The sequence below is a fragment of the Aureispira anguillae genome (assembly GCF_026000115.1).
Lineage (GTDB): Bacteria > Bacteroidota > Bacteroidia > Chitinophagales > Saprospiraceae > Aureispira > Aureispira anguillae.
In genome coordinates this window covers 1,554,432-1,572,768 of the sequence record NZ_AP026867.1, presented here as the reverse complement: position 1 = coordinate 1,572,768, position 18,337 = coordinate 1,554,432, and the positions used below count along the sequence as shown (strand labels likewise).

The following is an 18,337-nucleotide window of genomic DNA, read 5'->3' as shown; positions in this document are numbered from 1 at the left end:
AACATTGATTCATTCGCCACTAAATCTAAAACAATGAGCTTAACAGATAGCCAATGGAAGGTTCAAACATTAGGGGATTCTAGTCCTCCTGACGATTCCACTTCTAGCAATGGAGCTGGAAATTCCAGCCCTCCCGATGATTCCAACAATAACAACAATACAGGAGCTGACAAGGATAATAAAGTAACCGTAGATAAGATTTTTGCTAGTTTGGGGTTATTATTTAATGGCGGTGCTAACGTGATTGATTCCGTTGGCAATGTTGCCAATGGCGGCGGTGCTTCCAGTTCTACTCCTTCTACAAATACAGGAAACAACAACAATACAAATCCTAAAAATCCCGCTAGTCCTTTGTTAATTGGCGGTGGTGTCGTGGTCGTTTTGTTGTTAATTGGTTTAATCATTTATACCACAAAAAATGGAAACAACAGCAGTAGCCCCAAAGCTTAAGAAAGGCCCTTCGAGCCGCTTAATTGTTCTTTTGTTTGTTCTGCTTATTGGAGGTGGAATCGGCATCTATTTTTGGGTACGTCCAAAGAAGGATGCAGACGATGAAAAGAAAGAATCGGCTCCCTCTGAGAAAATACCAGGGCGAACCGATTCCTCGACTCATAAGCCAAGCTTAACCCCCGATCAGATTGCTGCAATCTTTGGAAATAGTGGGGGGACTACACCGCCACCCGACCAAGATCCTTTGTATTACAATTCTCCTCAAGCACAAGATTTAATTCGAGCAGAAGCTCAGCGATTACAAGCGAGAGAAGAATACATGGACATTTTTAGAGCCAAATACAATATTGGGCATGCCTTGATTCGATTTAACAACGATGCTCAGCATGCAATTGATCAGATGATGGCGAAATTAAACGGTGTGGACATTGTTAGCCGTCCTACTACTCGTCATTTGACCTTTCCCATTTATGGCACTTATGAGCCGATTGGAAAGTCTTTGCGCTCTGAACTTCAAAACTTATTAAACCGAGGCTATAAGGGCTTAAATTTAACCCATTTGAGGGATAAAGAAGCGCCTTGGTGGATTGAGTCGATTGAATTAAATCTATTGGTTGGAACAACCAATGCCTTTGTTCCTACACCGTTTGAGATTTGGTCAGAGTTTGGCTTTAGACCTGAGCTTGATCATTATAAGGGCATGAATGGGCATTGGGTCAGAGATCAGTATTTAACTAAGATTGTCGATCATGGGGGCACCATAGAAATACATGCTTGGGACGTTGGTGCCAAGGCTGCTTATCCAGCAGGAACCCTTTACACCTTTGTTCAACGATGGGTTGAAGCCATCGACCATTTGGATAAAATCACCGAATGGGAAGCCTTGCGCTATTTGCAAGAAAAGAAAGGTTGGGTCTTTACCTTTATTGATCCTGAAACGGGCGTGGATCACAGTGCTACTGTGGATCCAAGTAGAGATCCTGACATTGATTTTTTTGAAGACAATGGCGATTCTAGTGGTGGAAAAAAAGATAAACTAAATCAATAAATTCTAAACAACATGGCAAAAATAAAACAAACCCAAATTGATGAAAAATATCTTTGGATTGGGGGTGGAATTGTCGTCATTCTATTGGTCATTTTTGTACTGGGTAGAGTCTCTGGCAAGAAAAGCACAGATGAACCAAGCGATGCCAATCCCAATATCAAACCCATTACCGTTAGCACCGATTCAGGAAATATAGACTGGAATCCTTCTGCTATGGTCAAAAAGGTACATACGGCTTATGTGGTCAATTGGTCAACGGGACGTTGTGAGGTCTTAACTCAATTGTTAGCCTTGCAAGATGTTCAAATACGAGCCGTTGCCGATGGCTATTTGCAAGTGTATGGCAAGACCTTAAGAAAAGTCTTAAATGAGGCTTGGGTCGCCTGTTGGAACTTACCGTGGCAGGATGATCCACACCAACAATTTATCAAGCGTTTAGATGCCTTACAAATCACTTAGGCGCTTTTTTCTTCTTTGGGAGCTGCTAGTTTTAGATGCTAGAGCATTTCATTTTTAGACCTTAGATTTTAGACTAAAATCAAATGATCTAGCATCTAAAATCTAAGGTCTAATATCTCAAAAACAGGAGCCTCCAAAGAACACACTTTTATTATTCAACAAATTATACTCAAAAAATCATGGCTGAAGAAATAACCGTTGCAGCAACCGCAAAAACAACTAAAAAAGGCATTCCTCACAAAAAGCGTTGGGCTGCTCTTATCCTTGTTGTCCTCTTATTTGGTGGACTTAGTTTTTATTACCACCGCAAAATTAAAGCACTAGAAAAAGAATTAGATAAAAAAAAACAAGCTCCTAAACAGGACGACATCAAAGACAGAACGCTCGTAACCGATAGCACTGATTCTGCCAAAGAATTGTCGGTAAATGGAGATGTTGACGTTAAAACCCAATAAGCATGAAAAGCAGCATCAAAGAATATAAAAAGCCCTTAATTGGGCTAGGACTAATTGCTCTTGTGATCTTGATTTATGCTACCAAGGAGCAATGGATGAACTTCTTTTTGCCCAGGGGACTGAGCAAAGACAGCAATACCCCTGTTAAGCCTAGCAGCACCAATACACCATCTGAAACGATTGATCGAAATCAACTGCTAAAAAAGGGCGATCGGGGCTTGTCCGTTCAGGAGTTGCAACGCCTTTTGAATGCAGAGCACGATTATCAAAGTCAACACGGCACCGTTCCTATTGAAGCAAAGCTCGTGGTTGATCAGATTTTTGGTGCTAAAACAGAAGCGCTCTTGTTTAAGTTCACCAACAAAAAGACCATGAGCATTCATCAATTGCAACTGATTCTAGCCAATCAAAAAAACTAACGTATGCCCATTCCTTTATTAATTCCAATTGTAGCCGCTGGCGCTGGAGCAACGGGCTATTGGTGGATTACTAGCAAAGCAGAGAACAAGGAGCCGAGCTTCACCTCTGAGCTGCTGGCTGTCCTCCAACCGCTCTTAATTATCATCGTTATCCTCTTTGGGCTGCGATGGCTCTACCAACAAGGCAACAGCACTGCTAAAAAAAACATAAAATAGATTGATTGATTGATTATGAATACTCCAGAAAATAAAACAACTGTAGAAGGCCCTAATATTTTAGGATTTATCCTAATTGGAGCATCGGCTTTATTGTCCTTAGTGATCCTTGTCTTATGGATTCGTTGGTTGTATAATTCAGGTGCTCCTAAATGCAAATAAACCATGAATACTAAAACAAAACTTTTTATTGTGCTTTTGGTTATCGGCATTGGCGGCGGTCTTGTTTATACCCAGTGGCAAAAACAGAATAAGCCTAGAATTAAGGTCAACCAATACCTCAAGGAAAAAAAAGCGATTCAGTTTGAAATGTCCTATAAAGGAGCTGCCTTTTCTGATACCATTCAATATGGGCAGACGTGGAGAAAGGAAAAAGATGGGATTCGCTTTTTAGCTAGTTCTAAGGATGGTGTGATTTATCTTTTTATCAAAAATGCAAAAGGAGCCATCCTAGCTCAAAAAGTCGTGCTTTTATTTTAGCAGAAAAACCCAAATAAGGATTAAAGGTCTTGGCTTTATTTTTAATAACTCATTAAAAGTAAAGCCATTTTAATAATTAAAAACATGAAACCACAACACAAAATATATCTTGGAGGAGCAGTGGGGCTGATTGCTGCGATTCTTCTCATTCGAGCTTTTTTGCTAAAGCTCCAGAGAGAACGAATTATACAAGCTTGCGAGCAAGCCTTTGGAAACTTAGATGCTACTCAAAAGGATTCTATTCGTATTATTGTACAAACCTTTGAGCAATACGGCGACAAGGATTTTAATAAGCTCATTTATATTCTAGCCACCACCCGACATGAAAGTAACTTTAGACCCATTGAGGAGCGCAGAGCTTCACCTTCTCAAACCGATGTTTACAATCGTCAGAATGCCTATTGGTATACGGGTTATTATGGGCGTGGTTTTGTCCAGCTCACCCACCAGCGCAACTATGCTAAGATGTCTCAGCTCTTAGGGGTGGATTTTGTTGCCAATCCTGCTTTGGTTTTAAAACCTTCTTATGCCGCTCGTATTTTGGTGCAAGGCATGTTACTAGGGGCTTTCACTCGTAAGCCTTTAAAGAATTACATCAACAGCTCTAAGGTGGATTTTTATACTGCTCGTAGGGTGGTTAATGGCTTGGATCGGGCGCAAAGAATAGAGGGCTATGCTAATTTGATTGCTCAAGCTATTGTTTAGAATTGTACACTTATTTTTGATTTATTATTCTATTTTTATTTTGAAGTGTCGATCTTATCAAACTTTGCTAATCTCCGCAACTGTTTACCAGGAGAAGTTTAAAATGGCTTTTGAATTGTACGCTTGAAATGACATTAAGGTATATAATTAATTGAATCCAATCCGACTTATTGTTGGAAATGGTTTAGTAGATGTCTAAAGAAGTAATAACAATACATGTAACTACTGTTTCAATCCGACTTATTGTTGGAAATGGTTTAGTAGAACCTAAACGTAGGTGGGTATTTGGACTTGCAAGAGTTTCAATCCGACTTATTGTTGGAAATGGTTTAGTAGTCAAAAAAGCTATAGAAATGATTATGATTTTGATAGTTTCAATCCGACTTATTGTTGGAAATGGTTTAGTAGAAACGATTAGCAAATCAAATAGTTAAAAGTAAATTGGTTTCAATCCGACTTATTGATGGAAATGGTTTAGTAGATCAATAAGCGATACAGCAGCGCCTTAGATGAAATGTTTCAATCCGACTTATTGCTGGAAATGGTTTAGTAGTAAAAGGCAATGATTCTATTGAGGTAAAATAATCAAGTTTCAATCCGACTTATTGCTGGAAATGGTTTAGTAGTCGCACAAAGCTGAAAGAAGGAATTGATACGTTAGGTTTCAATCCGACTTATTGATGGAAATGGTTTAGTAGTTGAATAAAAAAAGGATGAAAAAAGTTTATATAGAGTTTCAATCCGACTTATTGCTGGAAATGGTTTAGTAGCAATTTATCTAGTATGAGTACTATTCAAGTTAATTGTTTCAATCCGACTTATTGATGGAAATGGTTTAGTAGAATGTGTACCAAGCAGTTTATTGGCAAGCGTCAACTGTTTCAATCCGACTTATTGTTGGAAATGGTTTAGTAGAAAAATACCTTACGTCCTAGAACTTTTCAATCCTAGTTTCAATCCGACTTATTGATGGAAATGGTTTAGTAGAGCAGGCGTTTATTTTAATAAATACTTTCCTTTCGAGTTTCAATCCGACTTATTGCTGGAAATGGTTTAGTAGTAGACAAAAACAAAGTGACTGGGAAGAGCGAAATGTTTCAATCCGACTTATTGATGGAAATGGTTTAGTAGAAAAAGATAGAGATTCAAAATACACAAGTCCTATGGGTTTCAATCCGACTTATTGCTGGAAATGGTTTAGTAGTAAAATAGGAATGGCAGCCGAAAAAATGACAATGGAAGTTTCAATCCGACTTATTGATGGAAATGGTTTAATAGATATGGTCAATAGTTCGATAAAGCATAATATGTCAAAGAGCTATTTTAATATTGATAAAGATACTTAAAAATACCTGTATAATTCTATTTACAACAGAACAAATCAAGCTACTCTAAATATCACAAACATTTACTTTAAAACCAATTGTAGCTCCTCTTACAACAACAAGAAACAATTCTTGATATTTTAGTAATTTTTTAGCCGTGTAGACCAATGTAGAAAGGGCATCCATACTGTTGTGGGCACTATTTTTGTCTACATTTGTTGACATACGAAATTTTGAAAGCTAGTAACCATCGGGATTCTAGCTTTTTTTTATCACTTTTGATTTTGAGCTTGATTTTTTTGGGTGACAAAGCCTAGAGCCTCACAGGGCACGTAAGGGTGTAGGTGTAGGCTTCCCAAGAGAAGCAACCGTTAGTTAAGAGAAAAAATATTATATTAGATAAAAACTAACGAAAATGAAGAGGAGTAAATTTAGCACAGCTCAAAAAGCAAAGATATTAGCAGAGCATGACGGCGGAAAAAGTGTAATGGATTTATGCCGTCAATACCAAATTAGTGCAGCTACGTTGTATAAATGGAAAAAGGACTATGAAGATAGTCAAGATGAAGATAAACGAAGAATAAAGGAATTAGAGGCAGAAAATGTTCGTTTAAAAAAGATGTATGCTAATTTAAGTATCGATCATGAGATACTTCAAGAAGGTTATGCAATGGTAAAAAAGTTCCAAGCCCAAAAGAACAAGAAATGATATTGGATTGCTTGTCAAAAGAATACAGCATTCGTCGTACTTGTGTTGTTTTGGGCTTACGCCGTCAGACATATTATAGTCGTAAATCAGGTCATCGCCCAGAAGAAAAGGATGAAGAAATAGTGGATTTACTTCATCAGTTAACAAAACGTTTTGTATCATGGGGCTTTTGGAAAATTTATCACTATTTGAGAAATCAAGGCTATGCCTATAATCATAAGAGAATTTATCGTATATGGTGTATAGAGGGTTTAAATTTACGTTTACCGCCCAAACGCAAGAGGATTTATCGAAAATATCAACAACTTTTGGCTCCTAAAGAAGTCAACAAAGGTTGGGCTATGGATTTTCTAAGTGATTGGGTTGTTAGCCCAACTAATCATCGTATACGAATTATCAATATTATGGATGAAGGTTCTCGCCGAGCCTTATGGACAGAAGCTCATCATAATATTTCAGCTAAAAAGCTAATAGAGGTTTTGGAGAAAGTGATAGAATATCGTGGAAAACCATCTTATATTCGTTGTGACAATGGTCCTGAGTTTATTTCAGAAAAGCTCAAATTGTGGGCAAATAAACATGATATTGAATTGAAATTCATCCAACCAGGAAAGCCATCTCAGAATGGTTTGATTGAGCGTTTGAATAAAACATTGAGAGCCGAATGTTTGAACTTATGCTGGTTTCAATCTCTAGAAGAATTAAATGAAGAAATACAGGTTTGGAGTCAGATTTATAATCTAGAACGACCTCATAAGAACTTAGGTAATATTACCCCAGATTCCTTTGAGATTCTAAATCAGAAACTCTACTTTTTAGCGGTTGCTGCTTAGGGGAAGCCTACATTGGTATACGGGTTATTATGGGCGTGGTTTTGTCCAGCTCACTCACCAGCGCAACTATGCCAAGATGTCTCAGCTTTTAGGGGTGGACTTTGTTGCCAATCCTGCTTTGGTTTTAAAACCTTCTTATGCCGCTCGTATTTTGGTACAAGGCATGTTACTAGGGGCTTTCACTCGTAAGCCTTTAAAGAATTACATCAACAGCTCTAAGGTGGATTTTTATACTGCTCGTAGGGTGGTTAATGGCTTGGATCGGGCACAAAGAATAGAGGGCTATGCTAATTTGATTGCTCAAGCTATTGTTTAGAATTGTACACTTATTTTTGATTTATTATTCTATTTTTATTTTGAAGTGTCGATCTTATCGAACTTTGCTAATCTCCGCAGTTGTTTACCAAGAGAAGTTTAAAATGGCTTTTGAATTGTACGCTTTAAATTGCCTTAAAGTATATAAATACTGTTATTTTTTCTAGTCACTTACCTCTTCTTTTTTTCTAAAAAACAAATTACTTAATGAGTTATAATCACTATCCTCTAATTTTCTGTTTTGTGGATTTAAGGTAAAACCAGCCCATTTTAACTTTTTCTCTCCTTCACTAATATTATTGACATCTGCTTTTTTCCGTCTCAATGGCACACACACATCTTTAAAGTAGTCATTTCTATTAATAATTATGATGCTCTTTGGTATGTACTTACTTTCTATAGAATCAAGCTCTTCTCTATGGCTATCTCCAATTTTCCAAATTGTATTTTCTGCTCCTATATGCTCTGCCAAATGCAAATAATCAAACATTGCGATAGTCCTTATTGTACTTACCTCTTTGTTTTTCGTATTATATGAAAGTAATTTTTTCCCTATTTCCGTTAAAAACTCTAATTCTATAACACTTTTATTGATGGTTTTAAATCTATTGATGGTTTTAAGTTTTTTTTCCGTTGTACTACTCAAATAATCTTGGAGTTTTTCGAAACGAGACCTTTTCTCTTTATCCTCACGTTCTTGATTAATGTCATTAATTTTATTAAAAATAGCTAGAGATTTTTTTTCACGTAAGGTATTATCAATTAATTCCATATTAGATTCAATGACACTAAATAGATCTAACAAATCTACTGGATATATTTGTTTTCCTAATTCACTTAAGGTATAAATTTGATCATTCATCTTTCCTAAAGACTTCTTAAATGCCCCTTTTAAATAATCGTATTCTTCCCAAAATGCACTTTCTTCTAAAATTTCCTCCTTTAGGAATTTAGCAAATAGATTTACTATAAACTCTGTAGACTGGAGGACTCTTAATAATGGATCATCAAAAAAAAGAGATAGTTCTTTCTCTTCGTAAGTAAGATCAAAGCTATCATTTTCATACTTAATATCTATACCATTTTCTTCCCAATATTCTTTTTCCCACTTTTTCAGAGTGTCTTCTTTATGCATTTCACCTACAACTGCTATTTTATAATTTTTTTCTTTCAATTTTTCGTCAGCATTCTTTAGTTGAATTACTGATTTTGAAGATTTATCTACTTTTATAGGCTCATGAGCTAACTGATTTTGATTTTTCTTCTTATTAAAAATTTCTTTTCCCATAGCATCAGCTTCTGTTTCCAATCCTTTATCATCATTAACACCAACGCCATTTTCTGTAGTAACAGTAGGCTTCACCCTTCCCTGCATTTGCTGCACCACATGCCAAGCCTCATGAGGCAAATGCTTTTCTTGCCCAGATCCCAAATAAATATCTGTTCCTTGAGCATAAGCATGTGCTTGTAACTGAGCAGGCTTATCAGAATTATAATGCACCTTTACATCATCCATAGAATAACCTGATAGATTCTCAATCCCTGTTTTAAGATCATCGGGCAAACCTGTGTTATTAGGCTTATTTGGAGCGATTGGTTGCTCTACTTCAGAATTCTTATCAGCCATTGCCTGTAATCGAGCAGCTTCTTTCGCTTCTGGACTGCTATCTGCCATTGCTTGTAGTTGAGCAGCTTGTTTTGCCTCTGGGCTATTATCAGCCATTGCTTGCAATTGAACAGCCTGTTTTGCCTCAGGACTGTTATCTACAAAATCAGTATAATCATTTTCACCTTGCTTTTGAACTGGATCACTTGATATAGATTTATGTTTATTTTCTTCGTTTTTATTAAGATGAGAGTACATAGCCAATGATTTTTATTAGAAATAAGAGACATACTATAACCACAAGTACAATGTCTTATAAATAAATTTCAAATACAAAAAAGAGTGGTGGACAAATGGTGGACAGATAAGAAATATATTATTTTAACACCCATTCGTTTTAAAATGAATCTGAAACAAACATAAGAAGAGTCTTGGCATTTTACATCCCCTAAAAGCGGCATATATACAGCTACCTAGAAATAGGTAGATTTGCAAATTCAGCATTTTGAACCATCGTTACAACAACAAGAAACAATTCTTGATATTTTAGTAATTTTTTAGCCGTGTAGACCAATGTAGAAAGGGCATCCATACTGTTGTGGGCGCTATTTTTGTCTACATTTGTTGACATACGAAATTTTGAAAGCTAGTAACCATCGGGGTTCTAGCTTTTTTTATCACTTTTGATTTTGAGCTTGATTTTTTTGGGTGACAAAGCCTAAACGCTCACAGGGCACTTAAAGGCGGTTTTGTGTCTCCTTTTTAGCCCCCCTTTTGGGCTTGCTTTTTTGCTGCTTTGAAGAAAGACTATACTTTAGGCAACATCGCTGTTTTAGCCTTTTGGTATTTTCTTTTTTCTCTTTTATTTCGGGGATCTATTGCTGCTTTTTGGAATTTTGATTCCAGAAACATGTAAATTTCTTTATTTCTCATACTAAAATTTTTAATTCATGAGTCTTATTAAATATAATTGTTTAGCTATCGCTTAATAGGTCTAATTTAGTAAAAAACAAAAAATTCCTAGAGCCAACCTCTATAATAAAATTCTTTCGCTATAATATACAGGCTTACACTTTGTCAAAAATATAAAAGAGGGTGCTGAAGAGGAACCGATCTTTCATAAATACACCAACCAGTATTTTAATCGTACCCTCAAAGAGTTAGCTGCCATTCCCAAAACGATCACGAGCCATGTCGGTCGCCATACTTTTGCTACGCACTTAGCCTCTAAGGTGCCCATTCATATTTTAAAGGTGATCTTGCAGCATTCTAAGATTAAATGAAATATGAAGGGGGTTAATTTAGCGCTAAACTTTCTTTTTTTCATATTCACTAATTTAAGCTTTTTTCCGAACTTAACTAGTGGTTCTATTTTGGGGGTATACCGTACTAACTCCTCCATCCCATTCTGCTAAGATTTTTAACTTTTGTTCTGTATTAAATTTTCCTTTTCGCATGATTACAAATTTTACTTTATAAATATAAGCTTTTTTATAATAACTTATGGTTATGCGCTCTGTAAGCCTACAATCTTCACTTCTTTATTTAACTACTTTTTCTCTATTGTTCCAATAGCTTTTTTTAAGTCTTTTTGAATAATCGGTGTATTTTTTTGACATCCGATATTTATGGCTTTAATGTCATCAGTAAATGCTAATCCTCTTTTAGATTTATCTTCAATAAATAATGGGCTTTTACTTTCAATAGATTTAATAAAATTCACTAATTTATTAGTTTCTCTTATTGGATTTCTCCACCAATTTGTACTCCATATCCTATGAAATACAAATCCATGTCCTTCTAGAATTTTCTGTCTATGCTTATCATACAAGTACGCCTCTTGACTTGAATGATAGGCTGCTCCATCACATTCAATAGCTATTTTAGGAATTCCAGTAATTTTAGAATCATAAACAATATCTATTCTAAAACCAGCAAACTTAAGTTGTGGAATTATATTAGTCTCTTCAAAATGGTCTGTTAATGCTTGATAAACTTCTTCCTCAAAAGGGGACTCAAGTTCTGCATTTAAAATATCAAGTGATGAACTCTTTCTTGTATTTTCAGCAAGTATATCTAAAATAGATAATCTTTGCTCTGTGTCATTTTGACTAACTGCTCTAGCATAAGCTAAATATGCAAAAAAAACAGCTCGTCTATTATTAGATCCTTCTGCCGTTAAATGCTCTTTATAATTAAGGAAAACTTCTTCAGGAATGGATGTGCAGATATACACCTTATACTTAGCCCTTGTAATAATAACATTAAGTAACTTATATCCCTTTTGATGATTTATTGAACCAAAACGATGAGCAAATTTCCCATCCTTATTCATTCCATAAGTAGTACTCAAAATAATCACATCTCTTTCATCCCCTTGTATATTTTCTAAATTTTTAACGAATAGACCACCTTTCTCTAGCTCTAATATTTTTTCATTAAATATAGCATATTTCTCAAATTTTCGCCTTTCGTTTATTTTATTTAAAATAAGATTACGCTGGTGGATATTAAAAGTTGCGATTCCAACAGATGGATATTCTCCATTAGGAAATGGGTGAATGTTATTCTCTATAATTGATAATATAGTTTCTGCTTCCCTTTCATTTGAGTGATCTGAATAGGTTCCATTAACCTGAATATATTTAATTGGAGTATATTCAAAATTATTAGGCAGTGGTTTCAATCGTTGATTGTAAAAAGCATAGTTAGAAAAATCAATCAAATACGGATGTTTGGATCGATAATGAAAATCTAGATATTTTTTTTCAAAATTTAATTCCTCAGCAAATTCTAAAAGTGATTCGGCAGAAAGTAATCCGTTTTCAAAGATTTTTTCTCCTGATTCATCTTCAAATTCATCTTCATCATCAATTGAACCATCAAAAATTTTACTAAAATAATTTGATGGTGGCATTTGATGTTCGTCTCCTGCTATTATTACTTGTTTCCCTTTCAGTAGAGCAGGTAAATTATCTTCAAGTTTTAGTTGGCTTGCTTCATCAAACATTACAATATCAAAATACTTATTCTTTCCTTTAAATAAATTACTACATACATCAGGCGTTGTTAAAATAATTGGAAAAAACGTAGTAAAAAGATCTATATCAAATTCAACTATTTGCCTCAAAGAAAGTCTTTTATGCTTTTTACCTGCTTTTTTATTGTATAAATTTTCGACAGCTAAATTTTGATGTGTATCATAGAATTCTTTAGTTGCATCAATTTGTTTAGAGTACCAATATTCTTTAATATATTTTAATTGTTCTTTTTCAAGGTTGGACAATGAGTCATTTAATTCTTTGTGATTATTATCATTCGTAGGTAAATCAATATTTGCGGAATTAACTAGCATAGAATCCAAGTAATACAAGAGAAATACTTTTTTCCAATTCATTTTTTCCAATAATTGATTAATTATTATCTTATCCAATTTAGAAATTGAATTATAAAATTGAAACCATTTAAATTCATTCAAAAACAAATCTTCTTTATTAGAAAAATATTCTTCACTATTTTGAATGATTTCTTCAATATCCTTTATTAATAGAGAATCATTTTCGGTATTTAAATCCTTTATAGTCCATGAATCCAAAGATATTTTTTCTTTTAAAGAATTAAGTTTATTTTTTATTGATTCTGATGTTTTTGTAACATAATCATTTTTAACTCCTTCAAGTAGATTCAAATTTTGAAACTCTAATTCAATTTTACGTTCATATTCAGCCTTAATTATTTCTATCTTTACTTTATATTTTTCAAGGTCTGCAGCTTTTTTTTGAAGATTTATTGGCAAGATTAATACATTTAAATCATTGCATTTTTCAGTTATTAAGGTTAATTCTATAAAAAGATCATTTATCTCTTTTTGGTCTATTATTGTTTGTTTTTTCTTTTTAGAAAAGATTGAAATTGCTCTATAAAGTATTCCTTTTGTTTTTACTTCTTGATAAAAATCTTCATTTTTTTCATTTTTATTGAATAGTGACTGAATTTGACGATCAATCTCATTTATTGACTGCAATTGTTTTTCCAATTGTAAGTGTCTTTTTTTTGAATATTCAATTTTATAAATTTCTATTTCTTGTAGAATAGAAGCGATTATAGTTTTATATTCTAAGAAATCATCTCTTATTTGTTTCTCAATTGCATATGGATTATCTCCAGTTAATTTAGTTGGATTAAAAAACAAAAACTCTTTATTCGGTTTATAATTATCGTATAGTATTTGTCCCTTTCTAATAACTTCTAGTAATTCATTAAGTTCTGATAATTCATACTTAAAAACGCCTTTTTTTATCTCTAAATTATACTCCTCCTTATTCTCTTTAAGTTCAGACAATAATTCTCCAACAATACAAGTCCAATTCTTATTCCCAACTAATTTTTCATTTAATTTAAGGTGTGTTTTATTAATAGAATCAATTAATGATTTAGCTTTATCAATAATACCTTTTAAATTTTCTTTCGAATGCGTGTACCTATATTTTCGGTAAGAAGAGTTGTCGATTCTATCCCTTACAGAATTCACAGCAAATTTTCTGTCTTTTACAATATCTTTAATTAAAACACATTGATAATTTAATCCCCTTTTGTTCAGAGAATTATGTAGCACTTCTAATGCTGTTCTTTTTTCACAAACAACAATTGTCTTTTTGTGATTTTCTAAGGCATTAACTAAGATTGCAGTTAATGATTGACTTTTTCCTGTACCAGGAGGGCCTTGAATTAATATGTTTCGGGTATTCCTTAAAGAATGTAGAATTCCTTGCTGAGAAGGGTCTGTTTCAACTGATGAAATAGGCTGAAATACGTGTTTTTCCATATTTCCAAGATCAATTACAGTGCCTTCTATATCTAACATATTATCATAATCGTGAATAATATTTTGTTTCTGAACTTCAAAAATGGAAAATAATCCACCAAATTCAATAAAGGAATTATTCAAAGTTAATGGTAGTTTTTCGTAAATTTTTTTATCAGAAATTGATTTAATATTTTCAAGTTTCTCTTTAAAAATTTTTCGAAGATCTTTAGGTGTCTTGCTATTAATTGTTTCAATTAAATTCACACAAATATCTAAAAGTTCTTCTTTGTCAATTAATCCATCATCTAGCAAATCTGAGGATAATTGTTCCAACTCAATTTTTGAGTCATTTTGTAAATGATTAATTAAAACTTCATTAATATAAATTGGATCGTCTTCATCTCTATGTATTATCCAAGTATTGAACTCTTTACTCCTTTTTATTCGCAATGACCATATAAGAATTGGAGCAACAGTTATTTTTTTATCTACTTGATCACGCTTAACAAGTAAGGGAAAACCAAAACCAAAAGTATTAATTCCTTTCTCAGATTCTATTGCTGCTGTCTGGTTTATTAGATTTTCAAAAGATTTTGTAATTTTCACTAACTGAGCCTGATCTTTTTCAAAAAGTGAGTTTAGGTCAGGTACATTATTTTTCCAACTTATTTTGAATTTAAGAGGTTGTTCAGTTAATAATGAATCAATAAACTCATTAGGTAAACTTTCATGAATATGTGAAAGTCTTGTAAGGTCAAACTTATATCTAGAATTGGAAGGAATTGCATTTAAATGTACCCCTCTTCGACTGCCGACTTTTAGTCGGTTTTGTAATTCAATCAATAATTTTTCTGTTATTTCCATTTTTTGTTTCTCATTTCTATAAATAAGTTTTGGTTTAAAATTATTCTTTTGTCTTACATCTACACTATGTTAAAATAAAATCCTTTATTTATACAACCAGACTTTTCTTTCATAAACCATTATTAATATATATATAAACTTTAATATACAATTCAATTATTAGAATATATAATTCATCAAAATAATTCTAAAATTATAGTGGTTTATCTAACCTCCTAGGATAAGCCTATAGTATCAGATGCCTATTACTTTCAAGCTTCAGGATATTTTTGCATTCTTGTAGATGCTAATGGAGAAAAACATATTGTAAACTATAAAATATGTACATGGTTTGTGCCACAGAATATACGTGAGCCGTTCTCTGCCGTGTGGACGAAGGCATCTCAAAAAAATATGGACTCAAGATTCGTTAAAGATTTTATTATCTTTGTAGCTTATTCTATTATTTCAAGACAAAAGAATGCATAATAAATTAATTGACAAGAATTTAGGCAAAGCAACGCAAAGTATTATTTGGGAGATGAAACAAAAAGGGTTAATTGTTCCCGAAAAAATAGATTCTGATGAAACATTAAAAATTATTAACCAATCATCGTATATGATTGCCATTGTTGAAGATGATTTTCTTAGTGCAACTTTAGTAAGTGATAATATGCTCACCAATTTTATGGGAACATCGTGCAACCGATTAACAGATTTTGACTTACTTTCATTTGTAACAACAATGGATTCTTCGTTATTTAATCATATCCCTAAAACTCGTGCTTTTTTTAAAAAGAATAAAAATGCCCCTTATTTTTTTCAACTAAAAAGTAAAGATTTTAACCAAAACACCACCTGCTTTAATGGTGTCTATGTTCCTCTGCTAGAAGAACCTACATATTATCTAGCTGTTGTAAAAAAAACAGACAATATTCCCCAAGAAACTCTCACAAAACAAGAACGAGAGGTTGCTTTACTCCTACAAAAAGGTTATACACGAAACGAAATTGCTGAACGATTATATATTAGTAACAACACCGTACACTACCACACTAAGAACATTTTTAAAAAACTTGGAATCAATAGAAAAACACTACTGCCTACTATAATTTTGTGATTTGCCTTTAAAAAAAATGTAAAAACTACCCAAATGGGTAGTTGATTGAGAAACTTATTTCATAGACCTTTGCGAAAACTTTTTTTAATTAAAAAATTATGCAATATGGCAAAAATTACATTTTTTTTATTAGCAATGATTCTTTCATTTTTAGGAATAAATGTGCAAGCACAACAAATACCTACGCAAGATTTAGTCGTAGAGTACCAGTTTGATAACAACCTTTTAGAAACGAGCGGAAGTTCCTATAATGCTGGAGCTTTAACATCAACAAATAGTGTTAATTATGTTCAAGGAATAGACGGAAATGACGCTGTGTCTCCAAATGGAGAAGTATTGAGTAATGTAGGAAATATTGCTTTTTCTAGTAATGTAAAGCAATATGTAGTAAGTTTTTGGTTCAAAGCAAATGCTAGTGGTAGTACCACACCATTTAATCTATTAGAGTTAAAAGACCAAAATAACAGCAATATAGGCTTAACCGTTGAAGTAGCAAATAATGGCCAACAATTAAATGTTACACAAAATGCTAGTGGTTTAACTAGTCTGGGATCATTTAACAGTTTTTCAGGTTATTTAGACAATAATTGGCATCATATAGCAGTAAAACTTGTTTATTGGCCTGGGGGACAAAAATATTATTTACGTACTTATCTTGATAATGTAAAAATTATTGATGATCAAGCACAGGTTTCTTTAAATAACATTTGGGTTTTTGGAGGGTTAAACATTTACATTCCTTCACAAGTTATGGGAACAGGAATTGCTCAAGATTTGAAAATAGACAATTTCCGTTTTTACGAAGCTCCAATTACCCCAACACAAATAGCTGCATTATATAACGAAAAAAACAACGGAAGTACTTGTGCAATTATAAACATACCAGATGCTAACTTTAAAAATGCCTTATTGGATCACGGAACAATTATTGTAGGAACAGACGTTAGTGTAATAGATACAGATGGTGATGGTGAAATTTGTCAAAATGAAGCACAAGCTTACACAGGAGCTATAGAAGTTAATTCTAGAAATATTACTGACCTTACAGGAATTGAAGCCTTTGTGAATATAATTAGATTGAGTTGTAATCAAAATCAATTAAGTAATTTAGATGTGAGCCAAAATACTGCATTAACAAAACTTTATTGTTTGTATAATCAATTGACCAGTTTAGATGTCAGCCAAAATACAGCTTTAACTGCTTTAAATTGTACGTCTAATCAATTAACCAGTTTAGATGTGAGTCAAAATACAGCTTTACAAATGTTAGTTGTTCCCAATAACAATTTGTCTAGTTTAGATGTGAGTCAAAATACAACTTTAACAGATCTTTTTTGTCTTAATAACTTACTATCAAGTCTCAATGTAGCAAATGGGAATAATAGTAATATTAGTATTATGAATTCTGTTAACAATACTAACCTAACATGTATTCAGCATGATAATGGTTTTGATCCAACAACTAATAGTAGCTGGACAAAAGATGTTACAGCAAATTGGAATACAAGCTGTAATACTCTTGATATTGAAGACATTGAATTTGCAAAGAGCATTTCTCTTTACCCCAATCCTGCAAGTAATATTGTAATGATTGAGATGGATAACCTACAATCGGTAAAAGTGGTCGATATGCAAGGAAAAGAAGTGTTAAAAAGCACCAATAACAAAATTGATGTTTCTGCATTAAAAACAGGAATGTACTTTGTCAAAATAACAAACAACAATGGAAATATTGCCACTAAAAAGCTATTAAAAAACAAATTTTAGGTATTTCATTGGAAAATATTATTCAAAGTATAAAATAATTCATTCGGTTGTTCCTTTTCAATAGAAAGAAATGACTGTAGAAAATAGTGTATATGCAAAAGGCGAAGAAGCATTAGTGGATAGTTGCCTTTCTGCATATACACTTGATCATTATCTGGGAAAGGTTCACACTGTGTCAAAATTTAGCTACGCTGATTTTTTAAGTTCAGTGAGCCAATGAAGTCCCACAAATTTTATCGTATCGCTCCATCTAATCTTTAAAAATAAAAAACCATATCAATTCGATAAGCCTATCTTTTTCTTCTTGTTCTTGTTTTGTTTACCAAAAACAACAAACACACCACAATACACTAACAGTCAATAACTTAAAAACAAAACTCTCCATACTGTTGTGGGCGCTATATTTGTCTACATTTGTTGACATACGAAATTTTAAAAGCTAGTAATCATCGGGGTTCTAGCTTTTTTTTATCACTTTTGATTTTGAGCTTGATTTTTTTGGGTGACAAAGCCTAAACGCTCACAGGGCACTTAAAGGCGGTTTTGTGTCTCCTTTTTAGCCCCCCTTTTGAGCTTGCTTTTTTACCTTTTTTGCTGCTTTGAAGAAAGACTATACTTTAGGCAACATCGCTGTTTTAGCCTTTTGGTATTTTATTTTTTCTTTTTTCTCTTTTATTTCGGGGATCTATTGCTGCTTTTTGGAATTTTGATTCCAGAAACGTGTAAATTTCTTTATTTTTCATACTAAATTTTTTAATTCATGAGTCTTATTAAATATAA

At 33.1% G+C, this 18,337-nt stretch carries 21 protein-coding genes and 1 CRISPR repeat array; of the genes, 16 read left to right on the top strand and 5 right to left on the bottom strand.

Annotated features, from left to right (window positions below):
- Window positions 1-33: 33 nt before the first annotated feature.
- The 10 genes from AsAng_RS05880 (at window position 34) to AsAng_RS30025 (ending at window position 5,578) form a co-directional block, all read left to right on the top strand.
- The gene (locus AsAng_RS05880) at window positions 34-450 is read left to right on the top strand and encodes a hypothetical protein (RefSeq protein ID WP_264791865.1); all 417 of its coding nucleotides are present in this window, start codon (window positions 34-36) and stop codon (window positions 448-450) included.
- On the top strand, window positions 419-1,498 hold the full coding sequence (locus AsAng_RS05875) for a hypothetical protein (protein WP_264791864.1): 1,080 nt from the start codon (window positions 419-421) through the stop codon (window positions 1,496-1,498). Before AsAng_RS05880 ends, AsAng_RS05875 begins: the two co-directional genes overlap by 32 nt.
- Window positions 1,499-1,510: 12 nt before the next feature.
- On the top strand, window positions 1,511-1,957 hold the full coding sequence (locus tag AsAng_RS05870; protein ID WP_264791863.1) for a hypothetical protein: 447 nt from the start codon (window positions 1,511-1,513) through the stop codon (window positions 1,955-1,957).
- Between the two features lie 179 nt (window positions 1,958-2,136).
- Window positions 2,137-2,412 (top strand): hypothetical protein, encoded by a 276-nt coding sequence (locus AsAng_RS05865; protein WP_264791862.1) that lies wholly within the window; start codon window positions 2,137-2,139, stop codon window positions 2,410-2,412.
- Between the two features lie 2 nt (window positions 2,413-2,414).
- Window positions 2,415-2,831 carry a peptidoglycan-binding domain-containing protein gene (locus AsAng_RS05860; RefSeq protein ID WP_264791861.1) on the top strand — a complete coding sequence of 139 codons (417 nt, stop codon included), beginning with the start codon at window positions 2,415-2,417 and terminating at the stop codon, window positions 2,829-2,831.
- 3 nt (window positions 2,832-2,834) lie between these two features.
- Window positions 2,835-3,047, top strand: coding sequence for a hypothetical protein (locus AsAng_RS05855; protein WP_264791860.1), 213 nt, complete (start codon window positions 2,835-2,837; stop codon window positions 3,045-3,047).
- A 15-nt stretch (window positions 3,048-3,062) separates the two neighbouring features.
- The gene (locus tag AsAng_RS05850; protein WP_264791859.1) at window positions 3,063-3,209 is read left to right on the top strand and encodes a hypothetical protein; all 147 of its coding nucleotides are present in this window, start codon (window positions 3,063-3,065) and stop codon (window positions 3,207-3,209) included.
- 3 nt (window positions 3,210-3,212) lie between these two features.
- Window positions 3,213-3,527 carry a hypothetical protein gene (locus AsAng_RS05845; protein WP_264791858.1) on the top strand — a complete coding sequence of 105 codons (315 nt, stop codon included), beginning with the start codon at window positions 3,213-3,215 and terminating at the stop codon, window positions 3,525-3,527.
- An 84-nt stretch (window positions 3,528-3,611) separates the two neighbouring features.
- On the top strand, window positions 3,612-4,232 hold the full coding sequence (locus tag AsAng_RS05840) for a glycoside hydrolase family 19 protein (protein WP_264791857.1): 621 nt from the start codon (window positions 3,612-3,614) through the stop codon (window positions 4,230-4,232).
- Between the two features lie 154 nt (window positions 4,233-4,386).
- A CRISPR array of direct repeats spans window positions 4,387-5,292; the repeat unit is 37 nt; unit sequence GTTTCAATCCGACTTATTGTTGGAAATGGTTTAGTAG.
- 103 nt (window positions 5,293-5,395) lie between these two features.
- Entirely contained in the window at window positions 5,396-5,578 is a 183-nt protein-coding gene (locus tag AsAng_RS30025) for a hypothetical protein (RefSeq protein WP_407655315.1), read from the top strand.
- Window positions 5,579-5,623: 45 nt separating this feature from the next.
- Here AsAng_RS30025 and AsAng_RS05835 read toward each other — a convergent pair whose 3' ends face one another.
- Window positions 5,624-5,782, bottom strand: coding sequence for a hypothetical protein (locus AsAng_RS05835; protein WP_264791856.1), 159 nt, complete (start codon window positions 5,780-5,782; stop codon window positions 5,624-5,626).
- 190 nt (window positions 5,783-5,972) lie between these two features.
- Here AsAng_RS05835 and AsAng_RS05830 point away from each other — a divergent pair, with 190 nt between their 5' ends.
- Genes AsAng_RS05830 through AsAng_RS05820 form a run of 3 tightly spaced genes read left to right on the top strand, consistent with a single transcriptional unit; the run spans window position 5,973 to window position 7,415 of the window.
- Complete coding sequence (locus AsAng_RS05830) at window positions 5,973-6,266, top strand: transposase (protein ID WP_264791855.1); 294 nt, start codon at window positions 5,973-5,975, stop codon at window positions 6,264-6,266.
- On the top strand, window positions 6,263-7,099 hold the full coding sequence (locus AsAng_RS05825; RefSeq protein WP_264790941.1) for an IS3 family transposase: 837 nt from the start codon (window positions 6,263-6,265) through the stop codon (window positions 7,097-7,099). The genes AsAng_RS05830 and AsAng_RS05825 overlap by 4 nt, the downstream gene beginning before the upstream one ends.
- On the top strand, window positions 7,089-7,415 hold the full coding sequence (locus tag AsAng_RS05820; protein ID WP_264791854.1) for a glycoside hydrolase family 19 protein: 327 nt from the start codon (window positions 7,089-7,091) through the stop codon (window positions 7,413-7,415). Before AsAng_RS05825 ends, AsAng_RS05820 begins: the two co-directional genes overlap by 11 nt.
- Before the next feature lie 162 nt (window positions 7,416-7,577).
- Here AsAng_RS05820 and AsAng_RS05815 read toward each other — a convergent pair whose 3' ends face one another.
- The 3 genes from AsAng_RS05815 to AsAng_RS05805 form a co-directional block, all read right to left on the bottom strand.
- On the bottom strand, window positions 7,578-9,278 hold the full coding sequence (locus AsAng_RS05815; RefSeq protein ID WP_264791853.1) for an eCIS core domain-containing protein: 1,701 nt from the start codon (window positions 9,276-9,278) through the stop codon (window positions 7,578-7,580).
- Between the two features lie 211 nt (window positions 9,279-9,489).
- On the bottom strand, window positions 9,490-9,651 hold the full coding sequence (locus tag AsAng_RS05810; RefSeq protein WP_264791852.1) for a hypothetical protein: 162 nt from the start codon (window positions 9,649-9,651) through the stop codon (window positions 9,490-9,492).
- A 176-nt stretch (window positions 9,652-9,827) separates the two neighbouring features.
- Window positions 9,828-9,953 carry a hypothetical protein gene (locus tag AsAng_RS05805; RefSeq protein WP_264791851.1) on the bottom strand — a complete coding sequence of 42 codons (126 nt, stop codon included), beginning with the start codon at window positions 9,951-9,953 and terminating at the stop codon, window positions 9,828-9,830.
- A gap of 152 nt (window positions 9,954-10,105) precedes the next feature.
- On the opposite strand from AsAng_RS05805, the gene AsAng_RS30020 reads away from it, so the two are divergent.
- The gene (locus AsAng_RS30020) at window positions 10,106-10,303 is read left to right on the top strand and encodes a tyrosine-type recombinase/integrase (protein WP_407655327.1); all 198 of its coding nucleotides are present in this window, start codon (window positions 10,106-10,108) and stop codon (window positions 10,301-10,303) included.
- A 266-nt stretch (window positions 10,304-10,569) separates the two neighbouring features.
- On the opposite strand, the gene AsAng_RS05800 is transcribed toward AsAng_RS30020, so the two are convergent.
- Window positions 10,570-14,715 carry an AAA domain-containing protein gene (locus tag AsAng_RS05800; protein ID WP_264793581.1) on the bottom strand — a complete coding sequence of 1,382 codons (4,146 nt, stop codon included), beginning with the start codon at window positions 14,713-14,715 and terminating at the stop codon, window positions 10,570-10,572.
- A gap of 436 nt (window positions 14,716-15,151) precedes the next feature.
- Here AsAng_RS05800 and AsAng_RS05795 point away from each other — a divergent pair, with 436 nt between their 5' ends.
- Both AsAng_RS05795 and AsAng_RS05790 read left to right on the top strand, forming a co-directional pair.
- Window positions 15,152-15,790 (top strand): helix-turn-helix domain-containing protein, encoded by a 639-nt coding sequence (locus tag AsAng_RS05795; protein ID WP_264791850.1) that lies wholly within the window; start codon window positions 15,152-15,154, stop codon window positions 15,788-15,790.
- Window positions 15,791-15,895: 105 nt separating this feature from the next.
- Window positions 15,896-17,557, top strand: a complete 1,662-nt coding sequence (locus AsAng_RS05790; protein WP_264791849.1) for a T9SS type A sorting domain-containing protein — start codon at window positions 15,896-15,898, stop codon at window positions 17,555-17,557.
- Window positions 17,558-18,337 lie beyond the last annotated feature (780 nt).

Bases quoted from the DNA above. Each gene is read 5' to 3' on its own strand.
- AsAng_RS05880 (WP_264791865.1), top strand. From the start codon at position 34: ATGAGCTTAACAGATAGCCAATGGAAGGTTCAAACATTAGGGGATTCT.
- AsAng_RS05875 (WP_264791864.1), top strand. From the start codon at position 419: ATGGAAACAACAGCAGTAGCCCCAAAGCTTAAGAAAGGCCCTTCGAGC.
- AsAng_RS05870 (WP_264791863.1), top strand. From the start codon at position 1,511: ATGGCAAAAATAAAACAAACCCAAATTGATGAAAAATATCTTTGGATT.
- AsAng_RS05865 (WP_264791862.1), top strand. From the start codon at position 2,137: ATGGCTGAAGAAATAACCGTTGCAGCAACCGCAAAAACAACTAAAAAA.
- AsAng_RS05860 (WP_264791861.1), top strand. From the start codon at position 2,415: ATGAAAAGCAGCATCAAAGAATATAAAAAGCCCTTAATTGGGCTAGGA.
- AsAng_RS05855 (WP_264791860.1), top strand. From the start codon at position 2,835: ATGCCCATTCCTTTATTAATTCCAATTGTAGCCGCTGGCGCTGGAGCA.
- AsAng_RS05850 (WP_264791859.1), top strand. From the start codon at position 3,063: ATGAATACTCCAGAAAATAAAACAACTGTAGAAGGCCCTAATATTTTA.
- AsAng_RS05845 (WP_264791858.1), top strand. From the start codon at position 3,213: ATGAATACTAAAACAAAACTTTTTATTGTGCTTTTGGTTATCGGCATT.
- AsAng_RS05840 (WP_264791857.1), top strand. From the start codon at position 3,612: ATGAAACCACAACACAAAATATATCTTGGAGGAGCAGTGGGGCTGATT.
- AsAng_RS30025 (WP_407655315.1), top strand. From the start codon at position 5,396: ATGGGTTTCAATCCGACTTATTGCTGGAAATGGTTTAGTAGTAAAATA.
- AsAng_RS05835 (WP_264791856.1), bottom strand. From the start codon at position 5,782: ATGTCAACAAATGTAGACAAAAATAGTGCCCACAACAGTATGGATGCC.
- AsAng_RS05830 (WP_264791855.1), top strand. From the start codon at position 5,973: ATGAAGAGGAGTAAATTTAGCACAGCTCAAAAAGCAAAGATATTAGCA.
- AsAng_RS05825 (WP_264790941.1), top strand. From the start codon at position 6,263: ATGATATTGGATTGCTTGTCAAAAGAATACAGCATTCGTCGTACTTGT.
- AsAng_RS05815 (WP_264791853.1), bottom strand. From the start codon at position 9,278: ATGTACTCTCATCTTAATAAAAACGAAGAAAATAAACATAAATCTATA.
- AsAng_RS05810 (WP_264791852.1), bottom strand. From the start codon at position 9,651: ATGTCAACAAATGTAGACAAAAATAGCGCCCACAACAGTATGGATGCC.
- AsAng_RS05805 (WP_264791851.1), bottom strand. From the start codon at position 9,953: ATGAGAAATAAAGAAATTTACATGTTTCTGGAATCAAAATTCCAAAAA.
- AsAng_RS05795 (WP_264791850.1), top strand. From the start codon at position 15,152: ATGCATAATAAATTAATTGACAAGAATTTAGGCAAAGCAACGCAAAGT.
- AsAng_RS05790 (WP_264791849.1), top strand. From the start codon at position 15,896: ATGGCAAAAATTACATTTTTTTTATTAGCAATGATTCTTTCATTTTTA.